General features: G+C 59.8%; 13 protein-coding genes and 2 pseudogenes. 10 read left to right on the top strand and 5 right to left on the bottom strand.

Annotated features, from left to right (window positions below; all coding sequences use genetic code 11):
* Positions 1–207: 207 nt before the first annotated feature.
* The gene (locus tag XH87_RS01305; RefSeq protein ID WP_271585874.1) at positions 208–654 is read right to left on the bottom strand and encodes a hypothetical protein; all 447 of its coding nucleotides are present in this window, start codon (positions 652–654) and stop codon (positions 208–210) included.
* A gap of 335 nt (positions 655–989) precedes the next feature.
* Here XH87_RS01305 and glgC point away from each other — a divergent pair, with 335 nt between their 5' ends.
* Genes glgC through XH87_RS01290 form a run of 3 tightly spaced genes read left to right on the top strand, consistent with a single transcriptional unit; the run spans position 990 to position 4001 of the window.
* Positions 990–2252, top strand: coding sequence for a glucose-1-phosphate adenylyltransferase (gene glgC, locus XH87_RS01300; RefSeq protein ID WP_271585873.1), 1263 nt, complete (start codon positions 990–992; stop codon positions 2250–2252).
* Positions 2249–3703 (top strand): glycogen synthase GlgA, encoded by a 1455-nt coding sequence (gene glgA, locus XH87_RS01295; RefSeq protein WP_271585872.1) that lies wholly within the window; start codon positions 2249–2251, stop codon positions 3701–3703. Before glgC ends, glgA begins: the two co-directional genes overlap by 4 nt.
* 37 nt (positions 3704–3740) lie before the next feature.
* On the top strand, positions 3741–4001 hold the full coding sequence (locus XH87_RS01290; protein ID WP_035705801.1) for a SemiSWEET transporter: 261 nt from the start codon (positions 3741–3743) through the stop codon (positions 3999–4001).
* Between the two features lie 34 nt (positions 4002–4035).
* On the opposite strand, the pseudogene XH87_RS01285 reads toward XH87_RS01290, so the two are convergent.
* Positions 4036–4611 (bottom strand): annotated as a pseudogene (locus XH87_RS01285) (DODA-type extradiol aromatic ring-opening family dioxygenase); the annotation flags it as partial.
* A gap of 262 nt (positions 4612–4873) precedes the next feature.
* Here XH87_RS01285 and XH87_RS01280 point away from each other — a divergent pair.
* Positions 4874–5059, top strand: coding sequence for a hypothetical protein (locus XH87_RS01280; RefSeq protein WP_271585870.1), 186 nt, complete (start codon positions 4874–4876; stop codon positions 5057–5059).
* A 37-nt stretch (positions 5060–5096) separates the two neighbouring features.
* Here XH87_RS01280 and XH87_RS01275 read toward each other — a convergent pair.
* Positions 5097–5500, bottom strand: a pseudogene (locus XH87_RS01275) (thioesterase family protein).
* Positions 5501–5609: 109 nt separating this feature from the next.
* Between XH87_RS01275 and XH87_RS01270 the strand changes: the two are divergent.
* On the top strand, positions 5610–6212 hold the full coding sequence (locus tag XH87_RS01270; RefSeq protein ID WP_271585869.1) for a hypothetical protein: 603 nt from the start codon (positions 5610–5612) through the stop codon (positions 6210–6212).
* 154 nt (positions 6213–6366) lie between these two features.
* On the opposite strand, the gene XH87_RS01265 is transcribed toward XH87_RS01270, so the two are convergent.
* Complete coding sequence (locus XH87_RS01265) at positions 6367–6600, bottom strand: hypothetical protein (protein WP_271585868.1); 234 nt, start codon at positions 6598–6600, stop codon at positions 6367–6369.
* A gap of 132 nt (positions 6601–6732) precedes the next feature.
* Between XH87_RS01265 and XH87_RS01260 the strand changes: the two genes are divergently transcribed.
* The 5 genes from XH87_RS01260 (at position 6733) to XH87_RS01240 (ending at position 14729) form a co-directional block, all read left to right on the top strand.
* The gene (locus tag XH87_RS01260; protein ID WP_271585867.1) at positions 6733–7596 is read left to right on the top strand and encodes a CBASS oligonucleotide cyclase; all 864 of its coding nucleotides are present in this window, start codon (positions 6733–6735) and stop codon (positions 7594–7596) included.
* Positions 7589–8188 (top strand): SLATT domain-containing protein, encoded by a 600-nt coding sequence (locus tag XH87_RS01255; protein ID WP_271585866.1) that lies wholly within the window; start codon positions 7589–7591, stop codon positions 8186–8188. The genes XH87_RS01260 and XH87_RS01255 overlap by 8 nt, the downstream gene beginning before the upstream one ends.
* 189 nt (positions 8189–8377) lie before the next feature.
* Complete coding sequence (locus tag XH87_RS01250; protein ID WP_271585865.1) at positions 8378–10213, top strand: type I restriction-modification system subunit M; 1836 nt, start codon at positions 8378–8380, stop codon at positions 10211–10213.
* The gene (locus XH87_RS01245) at positions 10210–11601 is read left to right on the top strand and encodes a restriction endonuclease subunit S (RefSeq protein WP_271585864.1); all 1392 of its coding nucleotides are present in this window, start codon (positions 10210–10212) and stop codon (positions 11599–11601) included. The genes XH87_RS01250 and XH87_RS01245 overlap by 4 nt, the downstream gene beginning before the upstream one ends.
* Entirely contained in the window at positions 11598–14729 is a 3132-nt protein-coding gene (locus XH87_RS01240; protein WP_271585863.1) for a type I restriction endonuclease subunit R, read from the top strand. Before XH87_RS01245 ends, XH87_RS01240 begins: the two co-directional genes overlap by 4 nt.
* 194 nt (positions 14730–14923) lie before the next feature.
* Here the strand turns inward: XH87_RS01240 and XH87_RS01235 are convergent, their stop codons facing one another.
* Positions 14924–15259 carry a DUF2190 family protein gene (locus XH87_RS01235; RefSeq protein WP_271585862.1) on the bottom strand — a complete coding sequence of 112 codons (336 nt, stop codon included), beginning with the start codon at positions 15257–15259 and terminating at the stop codon, positions 14924–14926.
* Positions 15260–15283: the final 24 nt, after the last annotated feature.

The following is a 15283-nucleotide window of genomic DNA, read 5'->3' as shown; positions in this document are numbered from 1 at the left end:
CAACGATGGCTCGTATTCTATTCTTATTCTCGCCGAACGAAACTCACCGCGCGGACCAGCGCGAGATCAGATATGGCACGACAAAAGACACCGAGATGCGCGGGGCTTCGCCTCAAGCCCGGCCCACCTGCATCTCGCTGCAATCCTGCTCACCCATCCAATATGCACGAGCCTGATCGTGTGGCTCTCGTTCTAGCCGCGCGGTGCTCACCATCTCCGGTAATAGTGACGGTGATAGGCACGGTACGGCCGGTAATAGCCATAGCTGTAATACGGACGATAGGGCCGATAATATCGCGGATAGGCATAGTATCGCGGATAGGCATAGGCCGGCCCGTAGCCGTAACCGTAATACGCCGGGGCATAGCCATAGCCGTAGCCCGGATATCCATAGCCGCCATAGTAGGGGCCGCCATAATAGCCGTAGGGGGCGCCGGCCGCGAGGGCGCCGCCGATGATCGCGCCGGCGGCGAAACCACCGAGACCCCATCCCCATCCGCCGCCACGCCAATGCACCTGCGCGACATTGTCGCCGGCCGCAGCCTTCATCGTCGCGACGTTGGTCGGCATCGGGCCCGCCGCGGCCTGCCCGATCTGGCCCGCCATGACCACGCCGGCCAGCGAACAGACAATTGCCGTCTTCCAGATCCTCATCGTCTTACTCCCTGTCTGACCTTTCGCTTGGAAAAGGATCGCAGCATCATGATCGGGCATCGTTGCGCCAAGTCAAAGCCTGGAATTTGCGTGCACCGCACAAGACGCGTGCCTCCGTTCTGATCAACCGGTGCCCGGCGAAGGCCAACGACCTCGCCGCGTGTGACACCGGCGCGACGGCGGCTGAGGCCCGATCATCCGGAAAGCATTAAGCTTCCCGTGCATTCGCAACCAACAACCACCTTCACGATTTACTATTCGTGCCATTACTATCGGTTCCAATGTGCGCGGCCGGGGGAGGCTTCTCGCGAGCGCCAGAGTTGTGGGAGGATGACATGAGTGCCGCGAGACCCGAGCCGCTTGCCCGTCAGGCGCTGGCATTCGTCCTGGCTGGCGGTCGCGGCAGCCGGCTCCTGGAGCTGACCGACCGGCGCGCCAAGCCCGCGGTCTATTTCGGCGGCAAGTCCCGCATCATCGATTTCGCGCTGTCGAACGCGGTGAACTCGGGCATTCGTCGGATCGCGGTCGCGACCCAATACAAGGCGCACAGCCTGATCCGCCATCTCCAGATGGGCTGGAACTTCTTCCGCCCCGAACGCAACGAGAGTTTCGACATCCTCCCCGCCAGCCAGCGCGTCTCCGAGACCATGTGGTACGTCGGCACGGCGGACGCAGTGTACCAGAACATCGACATCATCGAATCCCACGCCTGCCGCTTCATCGTGGTGCTGGCCGGCGACCACATCTATAAGATGGACTACGAGGTGATGCTGCGCCAGCACGTCGAGAGCGGCGCCGACGTCACCGTTGGCTGCCTCGAGATGCCGCGGGCGGAATCCTCGGGCTTCGGCATCATGCATGTCGACGAGAACGGCTGGATTCAGGAGTTCCTGGAGAAGCCGAAGGATCCGCCGCCGATGCCGGGCAAGCCAGAGGTCTCGCTCGCCAGCATGGGCATCTACGTATTCGACGCAAAATTCCTGTTCGACCAGCTCAAACGCGACGCCGAAGATCCGAACTCGAACCACGATTTCGGCAAGGACATCATCCCCTACGTCGTCAAGAACGGGCGCGCGATGGCGCACCAGTACTCGACCTCCTGCGTCCGCTCCGGCAGCGACGAGCGCGCCTATTGGCGCGACGTCGGCACGGTCGATGCCTATTGGGCCGCCAATATCGACCTCACCGACGTCGTGCCGGAGCTCGACCTGTTCGACCGCGCCTGGCCGATCTGGTCCTATGCCGAGATCACGCCGCCCGCGAAATTCGTCCACGACGAGGAGAGCCGGCGCGGCCAGGCGGTGAGCTCGCTGGTCTCCGGTGGCTGCATCATCTCCGGCGCATCGCTGCGCCGCTCGTTGCTGTTCACCGGCGTGCGCATCAACTCCTTCGCCAATGTCGAAAACGCCGTGATCATGCCCTATGTGAATGTCGGTCGCGGTGCCCGCTTGAGGAACGTCGTGATCGACCGCGGCGTCGAGATCCCGGAGGGTCTCGTCGTCGGCGAGGATCCCGAGTTCGACGGAAAGCGTTTCCGCACCACCGAGCAGGGCATCTCGCTGATCACCCAGCCGATGATCGACAGGCTCAATACATGACGCCTGTTCGCGTCCTCGCGGTCGCCTCTGAAGTCTATCCCCTCGTCAAGACCGGCGGCCTTGCGGATGTCGCCGGCGCGCTGCCGGTTGCGCTGAAGGCGCGTGGCGTCGAGATGCGGACCTTGATGCCAGGCTATCCCGACGTGATGCGCCTGATGTCGGGGGCAGAGGAGCTCCGGCGCTGGCCGGATTATTTCGGCGGCCCCGGACGGCTGCTGGCGGGCTCGTATGAGGGGCTCGACCTGTTCGTGCTAGACGTGCCGCATCTCTATGCGCGGCCCGGCAACCCCTATGTCACCGCCGAGGACATCGACTGGCCGGACAACGGCGTGCGCTTCGCGGCGCTGTCGCGCATCGCCGCCGATATCGGCCATGGCCTCGTTCCGGCCTTCGTGCCCGACATCGTGCACGCGCACGATTGGCAGGCGGGGCTCGCGCCGGCCTATCTGCACTACGACGATCGTCCGCGGCCCGGCACCGTGATGACCATTCACAACATGGCCTACCAGGGCAGGTTCGCGCGCGAGCTGATCGGTGCGATCGGCCTGCCCTGGGATGCGTTCAACGTTCAGGCCCTGGAATATTTCGGCGGCATCAGCTTCCTCAAGGCGGGATTGCGATTCGCCGATCGCATCACCACGGTATCGCCGACCTACGCGAAGGAAATCCAGAGCGACGAAGGCGGCATGGGGCTCGGTGGTCTGCTTCGCGAGCGGTCCAGCGTGCTGAGCGGCATCCTCAACGGCATCGACATATCGGTGTGGAATCCGCAAGGAGATCCGCACCTCGCCTACCGCTTCGGCGCGGAGGACCTGACGTTCCGGGCCGCGAACAAGGCGGTGCTGCAGCAGCAGTTCAACCTCGATTCCTCCGACGAGGCGCCGCTGCTCGGCGTCATCAGCCGGCTGTCCTGGCAGAAAGGGCTCGATCTCCTGCTCGAGGCCATTCCGACCATCCTGGGCGAAGGCATGCAGCTCGCACTGCTCGGCAGCGGCGACCGCGATCTGCAGGACCGCTATCAGGCCGCGGCCCGCGCCAATCCCGGTCGGATCGGCGTCGTAATCGGCTATGACGAAATCCTGGCGCATCTGGTCCAGGCCGGCTCGGACGCGCTCGTCGTTCCTTCGCGGTTCGAGCCGTGCGGCCTGACCCAGCTCTGCGCGCTGCGCTATGGCGCCGTGCCGATCGTGTCCCGCGTCGGCGGCCTCGAAGACACCATCGTCGATATCGGCGAAGCCGATGCGTCCGGCCACGATGCCACGGGATTCAAATTCGCTCCTGTGACAGTGGATGCCCTCGCCGGCACGCTGCGCAAGGCCAACATCGTCTTCCACGACAAGCCGACCTGGCGCCGGCTGCAACGAAGCGGGCTTGCGACCGACGTCTCCTGGCGCAACCGCGCCGGCGACTATGCCGCGCTGTATCGCGATCTCATGGCGGCCCGCGCGTGAGGCATGACCATGGTCGAATCCATGCTATAGAAACGGCATGGAACCCCTCGTGATCAAGCTCATCGGCTTTGCCGCCGCCACCTGCACCACCGTGGCCTACGCGCCGCAGGCCATCAAGGTGTGGAAGACGCGCTCCACCGGCGACATCTCGCTCGGCATGTTCCTGGTCATGGTGCTGGGCCTGGCGCTCTGGCTCGTCTACGGCCTCCTCAGCGGAGATGCGCCGCTGGTCGCCGCCAACGCCATCACCATGCTGCTCGCCGGCGGCATTCTGTTCATGAAGCTGAAATACGGTTGAGGATGACCCTGTCCCCTTGTGGGAGAAGGAAGCGTCACCCGCCGAACACATACGACGCCATCGCCACATTCGCGACCTCGTCGACGAAGACGCGGCGTCCGACGTCGCTGCCGGCAGCACCAGCAGCCACCATCAGCGGCAGCAGATGGTCCTGGCGCGGATGCGCAAGACGCGCGCTGGGCGCGCTCTCCCAGGCAATCAGCATCGCATTGCGATGCGCCGCATCGGGACTGCTGATCGCCTCGTTCAGATAGGCCTCGAAGTCGTACGAGACCGGCTTGGACTCCGGCCGGTTGAAGCCGCGCATGTTGTGATAGGTCAGCCCGCTGCCGACGATCAGGATGTCTTCGTCGCGCAGCGAGGCGATGGCCTGTCCCATCTTGACGTGCTCGGCCGCATCGTAGCTCGATTTCAGCGAGAGCAGCACGATCGGCATGTCGGCGTTCGGATACATCAGCCCGAGCGGAACGAAAGTGCCGTGATCGAAACCCTGGTTGGGATCCTCCCGGCAATCGAGGCCCGCTCGCGCGAGCAGCGCCTTCGCTTGCGCAGCGAGCTCCGGCTTGCCCGGCGCCGGATATTTGAGGTGGTAGGTATGCTCGGGGAAACCGGAGTTTAACAAATCGCTACACGCTGAGCCCTGCATTTCGCTGGGGCGGTGGCGGTCGGCTGCGTAGGACGAGGCCACATCCGAATGCGGGCCACCCAGAAATGGTCCGCAGATGTCCTCGTTCCTTTTTTGTTCCTATCTATCAGGAGGTGCTGTCCGTATTCCGAGCCCTGTGTCCTAAGTTGAATTGCGGGCTGTCCTAAATTGCTCTGCTACCCGCGAAGCCAATGATGCCTTCGCACCGCTTTGGTGGGGTGCGGAAATGCAGGATTATTTGGCGCAAATCGAAAAATTAAGAAAAGACGCGGCCGAAGCGGCTCTGATCCGGGACCTTGCGACCGATCCCCATAAGCGCACGATTTTCGACCGCATCGCCAGCCATCTGACCATGCTTGCGGACCAGGTTGAGATGGCGATGCTTGAGCGAAAAGGGCCGGCGGGAGTGTAAGGCCGCCTCAGTTGGCGGCCTCTTTCAAAGCCAATTGTCAGCGGACCTGAGAAGCTCCTCTAACGCCTGCTTCCATGGCATCCCTCAGGCGCTTGGGTATCCGCTGAGCTTTGCCAGCCGAGACGAATGCCACCCTGACGCTGGTGCAAGGTAATCGAGGCCCCCTCACCTCCTCTGGTGCCGTGATCACGTCGATCACGAGCGCTTGAAGTACTCGATCTTCATTGAGCGCACGACGAAGGCAAAGCCGCCCCCGCCTTCCTCGAACAGCCCGCGATGGTCAGTCCCTAACAGCCGCAGGTAGTTCGTCCGGCCCCGCTCCATGAACCGCAAATAGTTGGCGTGGTATACGATCTGGCCGAAATCAGTGTCCTCAAAGTAGACCCTGACCGGCATCTGGTGGCGGCCGTCGCAGATCGAGCCATCCAGATTTACTGTCAATTGATCACCCCTTCTCAAGGGACCAGCACCTCTTTAGAGCAGCTTTTATTTTCATAGAAGTTCTGCAAATAAATATAACTGCTTTACTCTCTCGATGGGGGAGGCCCATGTGATTTATGTCGAAAAATTACCGCCAGAGACTCCGGAAGAGCGACGACGAGCCAAAGAAGAACGCGAGCGCCGTCGGATCGAAAAGTTGGTTCGCGATGCGAAGCGCCGGCAGCGATATTTGGAGCGTTTAAAAAACGAGCCTAACAAAGTCTACTTGCCCGAACTGATTGGGGCAGCCCTGCTGGTTATCGTGCTAAGCACAGCGGGCACCTTTGGGACGTACTGGTTATTTCAAGAACTGTCTCCAGTGCTTACTCACCAGCCCAAGTGGGCGTCAGTGGTTGAGCTTGCGCTTTGCGCCATCTTTGTGGGTTACGTTGCTTGGTATTTGAGGGAAGCTCGCAAGGCGAAACTCTACCCGGTCGTTGAAATAGCCCTTGGTTCGACATTGTCAGTTCAGGGGTTGATACTAGACTCGACAAATTTTTCGTTGTTGGCGAGCGTCGTCGCCTTTGTGGGCGGGGTCCGAATTATTATTGATGGATTTAAGCGGCTTTTTGAGTACCGGACGTTTCATTTGGTTAGGCCGGGTTTTTACGAGTATTACTGGCGTAAGGTGAAACGAGCTGCGCGGTGGGTCTTCGCGCCGAGCCCAGAGTAATGCAGCCTCGGCGTACTGTTCGATGGCGACCTGGATGGCCTCAATATGCCCAACGACACCACCCCTCGCGGGTGGACAGGCGGCGCGTATGTTCGAGCGACTTCAAGGAACTCTGGCGGGTTCCCCATATCAGTGAAATACCTTGGTCGTTCGCCTACCACTTCCGGCCTCCTAGAACGCGCGTCTTCTTCTCCCGTGGAACGGTGCTCTTCAACTCGTCGCGCTGGGCCACGAGGTGATCCACCTTGGCCTGCATACGAGAGAGAAGGGCTTCGGCCGAGGCCGTACCTATCCCGGCTCGCTGGAGCTGTAGGATTTCCTTGCGCTGGCGGCCAATTCGAAGCCGCATGCGGGCGATTTCCGACCGAATGAATTCGATGGAGGGCATTGTCCTAACCTGGGATTTTGCCCAAGAGAACAAAGCACGAACTCAGAGTCAAGAGGGGATAACTCGGGCTCAGCACGACCGCCCTGACCATTCCGCGCTATATCAGGGTTGCACCCCAACCCGAGCACCACCATGGCCACGACCATTGCAGCTGGGTTCGCCCAGTTGCGAAGCAACCTCGAAATCACCGGGCTGCAGGCGAGCACCGTCTCGACCCGGCAGCAGGGCGTGCGCAACACCATGAGCGGCGGCTTCACGGTACTGGAGGACTTCCAGACCGGCTCCTACGCCAGGTCCACAATGATCGCCCCGTTATCCGAGGCCGACATCGACATCTTCGTGGTCCTGGATCCTGGCTATCACAGTTACGGCCCCGCAGGGTTGCTCGACCTCACCAAGCGCACGCTGCTCTCGACCTATACTCGTACCCCGGATATCAGCCGCAACGGCCAAGCCGTTACCGTCAGGTTCTCGGATTTTGTAATTGACGTGGTGCCGGGGTTCTACAGGAACGGCGGCGGCTACCTGATCCCGAATTCGATGACCGGGAAGTGGCTTGAGACCGACCCCAAGAAGCATGTGACCATCATGGCCGACGCCAACAAGGCGCACGCCGGGGACCTGGTCCCACTGGTGAAGATGATTAAGGGCTGGAACAGGAGCAACGGCTCGTTCTTCCGCTCCTTCCATCTTGAAGTGCTCGCGCTCGAAGCCTTGAACAACGTGCGCATCACCGACTTCCCATCTGGCTTGCGCTTCTTCTTCGACAAGGCGCGAACGCTGGTGAGGAATAAGAACCTCGATCCCGCCGGCTACGGCGACGACATCGGCAGCTACATCAATTCCCATTCAAAGCTTGAGGAAGCGACCCGGCGTTTCAACACCGCCCACGAGAAGGCGGTGCGCGCAGAACAGTTCGCTGTGCGCGGCCAGCTCCAGGCGGCACTCCAGCAATGGCAACAACTCATCAGCGATTATTTCCCGACCTATGGCTGAGCAAAAGACCGGGGAGCGGCCTGCCTCAAAGGCCCTGGAGGAGGTTATCCGCGAGGCGAAGCGCCTTGAGGAGAGCACCCTGTATTCGATGAAGGGGCACCACTGCGCCGCCAGCGGGTGGTCAAACCGTCATCTATGGCTCGGCTTGCCCGTGGTCATCATCTCGGCCCTGGTCGGCGCGGCGACATTCTCGCAGTACGCCGAGACCTACCCGGTGGTGAAGACCGTTGCCGGTCTTCTGTCCCTCGCCGTGGCGATCCTCTCCGGCATCAGCACCTTCCTCAATCCGAACGACCGTGAGAACGCGCACCTGAGTGCCGCTCACGGTTTCGATAAGCTCAACAACGACAGCCGTCTGTTTTGGTCGGTTGATTGCTGGCAGGAGGACTCCGACGCGGTCCTCACCACCAAGCTCAAGGAATTGGTAGACCGGAAGAACGAGCTCAATAGCAATAGCCCGCAAATTCCAGACTGGGCCTATCAGAAGGCCAAGAAGGGTATTGAGGCTGGTGAAGCCAAGTTCGAGGTCGATAAAAAGGGTGAGCCGACAGCGCTTCCGCAGGCAGACCCATCGGACAAGCCGCAAGAGTAGCCGCCCAAAGGGAGCAGCCGCCTCGCGAGTCGAAAGCGAGCAACCACGGCGTAACCCTTAGATTGTACAAAGGAATACCTTGAACCGCATGTCCGAGTCGCGCATGTTAATGCGACCTGATCGCATAATGATCCACTTGCCGTAACTGCTTCGGGGAGCGGTTGGTCTGGCAACCTCCGGGGGCAATTCGTGAACCACCAAAATCTGTCGTCGTTCATCTGGTCGGTCGCCGACCTATTGCGCGGCGATTACAAACAATCTGACTACGGCAAAGTCATTTTGCCGTTTACGGTGCTTCGTCGCCTCGACTGTGTGCTTGAGCCAACGAAGCCAAAGGTGCTTGCCGAGTTCGGGGCTAAGAAGAAAGCCGGGCTCAACCCCGACCCGTTCTTAATCCGCGCGTCGGGCCAAAGCTTCTACAACACCTCTGACCTCGATCTGCGGAAGCTGATCGGTGATCAGGACCACATCAGTCAGAACCTCTACGCCTACGTTCAGGCATTCTCGCCTGCGGTGCGCGACATCTTCGAGCGGTTCAGCTTCTCGGCCCAGATCGACAAGCTGGCGAAGAGCGGCCTGCTCTATCTGGTCACGGAGAAGTTCACCGGTATCGACCTGCACCCTGAGGCCGTTGACAACCACGAGATGGGACTGGCCTTCGAGGAACTGATCCGCAAGTTCGCCGAATTGTCGAATGAGACCGCCGGTGAACACTTCACGCCGCGCGAAGTCATTCGGCTGATGGTCAACCTGCTGTTTGTCGAGGACGACGAGGTGCTGACCAAGCCCGGAGTGGTCCGCACGATCTATGATCCTACGGCTGGCACAGGCGGAATGCTCTCGGTGGCAGACGAACATCTCGCCGCGCTGAACCCGCAGGCTCGCTTGACCATGTTCGGACAGGAGCTGAACGACGAAAGCTATGCGATCTGCAAGGCGGACATGCTGATCAAGGGTCAGGATGTCGCCAACATCGTCGCGGGGAACACGCTCTCGGAGGACGGGCACCCCAGCGCCAAGTTCGACTACATGCTCTCCAATCCTCCGTTTGGCGTGGAGTGGAAGAAGGTCGAGAAAGAAGTCCGCAAGGAACACGAGAGCCAAGGGTTCAACGGCCGGTTCGGTCCCGGGTTGCCGAGTGTTTCTGATGGCTCTCTATTGTTTCTCTTGCATCTGTTGTCGAAGATGCGGCCAGCCTCAGATGGCGGCAGCCGGTTCGGTATCGTTCTCAACGGCTCGGCATTGTTCACGGGCGGAGCCGGGTCAGGTGCCAGTGAAATTCGCCGCTACCTGCTAGAGAACGACCTTGTCGAGGCCATTGTCGGCCTGCCAACTGACATGTTCTACAACACCGGCATCTCCACCTACGTCTGGATCGTCTCAAACCGCAAGCCAGCCCACCGCAAAGGACAGCTTCAGCTCATAGACGCCTCCTCGCTCTGGCAAAAGATGCGCAGGAGCCTCGGCTCCAAGCGCAAGCAAATGAGTGAGGCACACATCGCCGAAGTAACGAGGCTGTTCGGTTCCTTCGTCGAGGCTCAGCTCGCTACGCTAATTGACACTGAGGGTAAGGAGTCACGGCAAGAGATCGTGCTCAAGGGTGAGCGCCCCCCATTAGCCCCCAAGGGCGGCAAGGTGAAGCTCGCACCGCTGTCCCGCATCTTCCCAAATGAAATTTTTGGTTATCGTTCCCTCACGGTGGAGCGGCCTCTGCGCGACGAAAAGGGTGAAGTTTTACTCAGCGTCAAGGGTAAGCAAAAAGGCAAGCCGCAAGCGGATAGCGCATTGCGTGACACCGAGAACGTACCATTGTCGGAGGAGATCGAGAGCTTTTTCCGGCGCGAAGTGTTGCCTCATGCTCCCGATGCGTGGATCGATGAGGAGAAGACCAAGACAGGGTATGAAATCCCATTCAATCGGCACTTCTACGTGTTCGAGCCACCGCGGCCGCTCGAAGAGATCGACGCCGATTTGGCAAGGGTCTCCGCTCGCATCAAAGCGATGATCGAGGGCCTCGCGGCATGAGCTTCCCGCAGTACGAGAAGTACAACGATAGCGGCGTCGAGCTTTTCGGAAAGCTCCCAGCTCATTGGAAAGTGGGTCGATTAAAGGGCTATTTGGATCGGAACGATGGGGGAGTTTGGGGTGACGATCCTGACAACGATGGAGAAGCTGGGACGATTGTCCTGAGATCTACCGAGCAGACCGTTGATGGCCGGTGGATTATTGAAGACCCTGCTCGTAGAAAGCTGAGCCCAGGAGATCGAGCTGGTGCTCTTCTCAAGACAGGCGATTTGCTGCTAACCAAATCGAGCGGAAGCTCCCTTCATATAGGCAAGACAACGCTGGTAGATGATGAAGTCGAGAAGCTCGGCTGCTGTTTCTCAAACTTTATGCAACGTCTTCGGACAAAGCCCTCGCTCTCTCCCCGGTTGGCTTGGTACATACTCAATCATAGGCTGGCTCGAGAACAGTTCGACTTACTCTCCAACTCGACCACCGGGCTCGCTAATCTCAATGCTCGAATGATCGGCAGTGTGGTGCTGCCTGTTCCGCCGCTTGCGGAGCAGATCGCCATCGCCGCGATCCTCGACCGTGAGACGGCCAAGATCGATGCGCTGGTGGACGAGCAACAGCGTCTGATCGAACTACTCAAGGAGAAGCGCCAGACCGTCATCTCCCACGCTGTAACTAAGGGCATCATTCCCAACGCGGCCATGAAATCTTCAGGCGTTGATTGGCTCGGCGAAGTGCCAGAGCATTGGGAAGTAACCCAATTGAGGCGTGTCGCTCGTGCGGGTACAAGCATTACTTACGGCATCGTGCAAGCAGGCCCGGACATCGAAGGCGGCATACCGTACATCCGAACCTCTGACATGGCAGGCGATCAACTTCCATGCGACGGGTATCTGAGAACTTCTCGTGAAATAGACGCCGCATACGCTCGGTCTAAGGTGACGACGGGCGATGTGGTCATTGCCATCAGGGCGACCATCGGAAAGCCTCTGATCGTTCCCGCGTTTTTGGACGGAGCCAACCTAACGCAGGGCACCGCGAAGTTTAGCCCCGGACCTTCGGTGCTCAATGAGTTCATTTTCTATTTCCTGCGTAGCTCACCCGCTATCGGGCAATTTGAACGATTGGGAAAGGGAGCGACGTTCAAGGAAATCACACTTGAGATGTTGCGGAAATTTGCAGTGCTCCAACCACCCTTAGACGAGCAGCGCCAAATAATTGATTTGCTGCGATCCAAGACAGCGCAGTTCGATGGTCTTATTTCGGAAACGGAAAAAGCAGTCTCGCTGCTTCAAGAACGCCGCTCTGCCCTGATCTCCGCCGCCGTCACCGGCAAGATCGATGTGCGCGAACTGGTCAAAACCAACGTGGCAATATCTGACGTGGCGGCCGCATGACCTTGCACAAGGAGATCAGCTTCGAAGACGAGATTTGCGGCCATCTTGCCGCGCACGTCTGGTTCTATGAAAAGGGCGATGCAGCCCTCTATGACCGTCCTCGCGCTCTCTTCCCGGCTGATCTTATCGCCTGGGTGCAAGCCACGCAGCCTACTGCATGGCAGACGCTCTCGAAGAACCACGGCGCGAGTGCGGAGAGCACCCTGCTGGATCGCATCCGTAAGCAGCTCGATGATCGCGGCACTCTCGATGTGCTGCGCCATGGAGTCGAGCTGATCGGGCTTCGCCAGCCGATTGCGTTGGCCCAATTCAAGCCCGCGCTCGCAATGAACGACGACATCCTTGCTCGCTACGCGGCAAACAGGCTGCGCGTGGCGCGGCAGGTCCGCTACTCGTCAGCAAACGAGAACTGTCTCGATCTGGTGCTGTTCCTCAACGGCATCCCGGTGGCGACCGCCGAACTCAAGACCGACTTCACCCAGAGCATCGACGATGCCATCGACCAGTATAGGTTCGACCGCGATCCTCGACCGAAGGGACGAGCTGTCGAACCGTTGCTGAGCTTCCCCAGCGGGGCCTTAGTCCACTTCGCGGTCAGCAACAGCGAAGTCCACATGACGACACAGCTTGCCGGGCCTGCGACGACCTTTCTACCCTTCAACATGGGCGACCGCGGAGCGAAGGGAAACCCGCCGAACCCGGCCGGTCATCGCACGAGTTACCTTTGGGAACAGGTTTGGCAACGCGATAGCTGGCTGGAGATCATCGGCCGCTATCTCGTCACCCGGCGCGACGACAAGAAAAAGATCACCAGCATTGTGTTCCCTCGCTACCACCAGCTCGACGCAACCCGGAAGCTGCAAGCCAAGGTCCTTGAGGAAGGCGCGGGTGGAAAGTTCCTCATCCAGCACTCGGCAGGATCAGGAAAGACCAACTCTATCGCGTGGTCGGCGCACTTCCTCGCCGACTTGCACGATGCCACTAACCAAAAGCTCTTCTCGACCGTCATTGTGATCTCAGATCGCAACGTCATCGACGCCCAGCTTCAAGATGCCCTATTCGACTTCCAGCGCACGACTGGCGTGGTTGCTACGATTAAGTCCGAAGGGGCAAGCAAGAGCGGACAGCTCGCCGAGGCGTTGGCGGCGGGCAAGAAAATCATTGTCTGTACGATCCAGACCTTCCCGTTTGCGCTAGAGGAGGTCCGCAGGCTTGCGGCTACTGAGGGCAAGCGGTTCGCCGTGATTGCGGACGAGGCGCACTCGTCGCAGACCGGCGGAGCCGCGGCAATGCTCAAGCAGGTGCTGTCGCCCGAAGAGCTGGGCGAGCTGGGAGACGGCGGAGAGGTCAGCACCGAGGATATGCTGGCGGCGCAGATGGCGGCTCGCGCAAACGACAAGGGCATCACTTACGTCGCCTTCACCGCGACCCCCAAGGCCAAGACGCTGCAACTGTTCGGGCGGCCACCGAAGCCCGATCAGCCGGTTGGCGACAATAATCTGCCCGTCCCGTTCCATATCTACTCGATGAGGCAAGCTATCGAAGAAGGCTTCATCCTCGACGTGCTGAGAAACTACACGCCATACCGGCTAGCCTTCCGTCTCGCTAACGACGGCAAGGAGTGGGATGACAAGGTAGTCGAGCGTGATGCGGCTCTAAAGGGGATCATGCGCTGGGTTCGCCTGCATCCCTATAATATTAGCCAGAAGGTGCAGATCGTCGTCGAGCACTTTCGCGAGACCGTTGCTCCGCTGCTGGAGGGCCGCGCCAAAGCCATGGTTGTGCTGGGGAGCCGCCTTGAGGCGGTGCGCTGGCAGCTCGCCATCGAGAAATACATTAAGTCCTGTGGCTATAAGATCGGGACGCTGGTCGCCTTCTCAGGCGAAGTGAATGACAGTGAGTCCGGCGCTGATCCCCTCACCGAGACCAGCAAGTCCCTTAACCCCGGCCTCAACGGGCGCGACATTCGCGATGCCTTCAAGGGCGACGAGTTTCAAATCCTCCTCGTCGCAAATAAATTCCAGACTGGGTTCGACCAGCCCCTGCTCTGCGGCATGTATGTAGACCGGCGTTTGGCCGGCATCCAAGCGGTGCAGACGCTGTCACGGCTCAACCGCGCCTATCCCGGCAAGGACACGACCTACGTGCTGGACTTCGTCAATAGCTCGGAAGAGGTGCTGGAGGCGTTCAAGACGTACTACGAAACGGCCGAGTTGGGAGGCGTCACCGACCCCAACCTCGTCTACGATCTCCGGGCCAAGCTCGATGCGTCCGGGCACTACGACGAGTTCGAGGTGGATCGCGTCGCCGCAGTCGAGATGAACCCCAAGGCCAAGCAGGGTGATCTGATTGCAGCCCTTGAGCCCGTGGTGGATCGGCTCTTGAGGCGGTTCAAGCAGGCCCAGGAGAAGCTGCAGACCGCACAAGCGAAGAACGACACCAAGGCCATTGAGGAGGCGAACGGCGAGATCAATGCGCTCATCCTGTTCAAGGGAGACATGAGCGCATTCCAACGCCTGTACAGCTTCCTGTCGCAAATCTTCGATTACGGCAACACTGCCATCGAGAAGCGGTTCATGTTCTATCGGCGTTTGATCCCCCTGCTGGAGTTTGGTCGCGAACGTGAAGGGATCGACCTCTCGAAAGTGAAGCTCACCCACCACAGCATAAAAGATCAGGGCAAGCGTCAACTCGCTCTAGCGGGAGGCGAGGCACCCAAGCTGACACCTCTCTCGGAGGTTGGCTCTGGGTCGCTGCATGAGAAGGAGAAGGCGCGACTGGAAGAGATCATCGCCAAAGTTAACGACTTGTTCGAGGGCGACCTGACCGATGGTGATAGACTCGCCTATCCCAACGTCATTAAGGGCAAGCTGCTAGAGTCCGAGGAACTAGTTCTTCAAGCCAACAACAACACTAAAGCGCAATTCGCCAACTCGCCAACGCTCTCAAAAGAGATCATGAACGCAGTGATGGATGCGTTGGCAGCTCACACCAGCATGAGCAAGCAGGCCATCGACTCCGAGAAGGTGCGTGAAGGATTGAAGGATGTGCTCTTAGGCCCGGCGCAGCTCTACGAGGCATTGAGGGATCGGGGAGTCCAGCAAGGGCCAGATCAAGCGAATGGTTAGACCACAGCTCCGGCCAAGGTAAGCATGACGCGCAAGCTCCCGCCTTCGCGCTTGAGGATACGTTGCGACGGAGGGAAAGTCTGAGGAATAAAAGGCGCGGGGAGGAGGCCGTTGCACACTCCAGCCCCGCGACCCAGCCAGTTTCGTCGTCGGTAAAGATCAAAGAAAACCCGACGAGGTAAGGCCGCTGGGATTTAAGAGAACGAGCCGTTAAGGCGCACCACGCCGGTCGCTGACGGGTTCGTAGCGTCGAGTATGGCGACGCCGATCAACGTGTTCGCGGTGGGCGTCGTAGTGCAATTCCTGTTGATGTTGTCCCAATAGATCGCACTGCCGACGCTCCACGCTTCCGAGCTGTGCTTCGTGAGCACGAAAGCACCCGCCACGACGAGCACATCGTCCGCGCCTACAAGGCCGCCATTCGCGCATACGCCGAACATCGAGCCGATGAGGGCACCATCGCCGGGTTCGCAGTTGTACGGGAGCATCACGTCGATATGGTCGCCGTGAACTTGGTACTGATTTTTCATGCAGATTTCCTCTGGAGCGAAGCG

Origin of the sequence: Bradyrhizobium sp. CCBAU 53415 (assembly GCF_028128735.1) — a bacterium.
Taxonomy (GTDB): domain Bacteria; phylum Pseudomonadota; class Alphaproteobacteria; order Rhizobiales; family Xanthobacteraceae; genus Bradyrhizobium.
The sequence above is the reverse complement of the archived record's forward strand: the minus strand, read 5'-3'. Positions and strand labels throughout refer to the sequence as shown.